1 protein-coding gene is annotated in these 1,342 nt (G+C 65.8%); it reads right to left on the bottom strand.

What is annotated here, in order from left to right:
* Positions 1–1,342: tandem-95 repeat protein (locus LMJ29_RS01865; protein WP_229603468.1), on the bottom strand; the 1,342-nt coding region annotated here is incomplete at both ends.

Genomic DNA, 1,342 nt, shown 5'->3' with positions numbered 1-1,342 from the left:
GCGGTGCTGTCCTCGGCAACGGTCAGGGTTTCGTCGGCGTCGGCGAAGTCGTCGTTGGCCGGGGTAACGGCGATGGTGAGGGTGCTGGTGTCGTCGCTGCCCGAGCCATCGGTCACCGTATAGGTCACCACCGGGAAGCTGCCGTTGAAGTCGGCCGCCGGAGTAAAGCTGTAGCTGCCGTCGGCATTGACGGTGAGCTCGCCCTTGCCGGCGACGGTATAGGCGCTGCCCAGGGTGAAGACGCTGCCGGCCGGCTCGCCGGCAATGCTGAAGTCCTTGATGCTGACCGCACCGTCGACGCTGCTGGTACCGCCGAGCAGGGTGCCGTTGGTAACGCCGCTGTCCTCGGCGACGGTCAGGGTTTCACTGGCATCGGCGAAGTCGTCGTTGGCCGGGGTAACGGTGATGGTGAGGGTCGAGCTGTCGTCCGTGCCGGAGCCATCGGTCACCGTATAGGTCACCACCGGGAAGCTGCCATTGAAGTCGGCCGCCGGAGTGAAGCTGTAGCTGCCGTCGGCATTGACGGTGAGCTCGCCCTTGCCGGTAACGGTATAGGCACTGCCCAGGGTGAATACGCTGCCGGCCGGCTCGCCGGCAATGGTAAAGCTGGCGATCGACAGCGGGCCATCGACGCTGGAGCTGCTGGTCAGCAGGGTGCCGGTGGTGGCGGTGCTGTCCTCGGCGACGCTGACGGTTTCGTCGGCGTCGGCGAAGTCGTCGTTGGCCGGAGTGACGGTGATAGCCAGGGTGCTGGTGTCATCGCTGCCGGAGCCATCGGTCACCGTATAGGTCACCACCGGGAAGCTGCCATTGAAGTCGGCCGCCGGAGTAAAGCTGTAGCTGCCGTCGGCATTGACGGTGATCTCACCCTTGCCGGCGACGGTATAGGCACTGCCCAGGGTGAAGACGCTGCCGGCCGGCTCGCCGGCAATGGTGAAGCTGGCGATCGACAGCGGGCCATCGACGCTGGAGCTGCCGGTCAGCAGGGTGCCGGTGGTGGCGGTGCTGTCCTCGGCGACGGTCAGAGTCTCGTCGGCGTCGCTGAAATCGTCGTTGGCCGGGGTAACGGTAATGGTCAGGGTGCTGGTGTCATCGCTGCCGGAGCCATCGGTCACCGTATAGGTCACCACCGGGAAGCTGCCATTGAAATCGGCCGCCGGGGTGAAGCTGTAGCTGCCGTCGGCATTGACGGTGATGGTGCCCTGGCCGGTCACGGTATAGGCGGTGCCCAGCACGAACGGACCGGTTTCGCCGGCAATGCTGAAGTCCTTGATGCCGACCGCACCGTCGACGCTGCTGGTACCGGTCAGCAGGGAGCCGTTGGTAACGCCGCTGTCCTCGG

Origin of the sequence: Pseudomonas oryzagri (assembly GCF_020831405.1) — a bacterium.
Lineage (GTDB): Bacteria > Pseudomonadota > Gammaproteobacteria > Pseudomonadales > Pseudomonadaceae > Geopseudomonas > Geopseudomonas oryzagri.
Note: the sequence above shows the minus strand (reverse complement) of the source record. Positions and strands in the feature narration are given on the sequence as shown.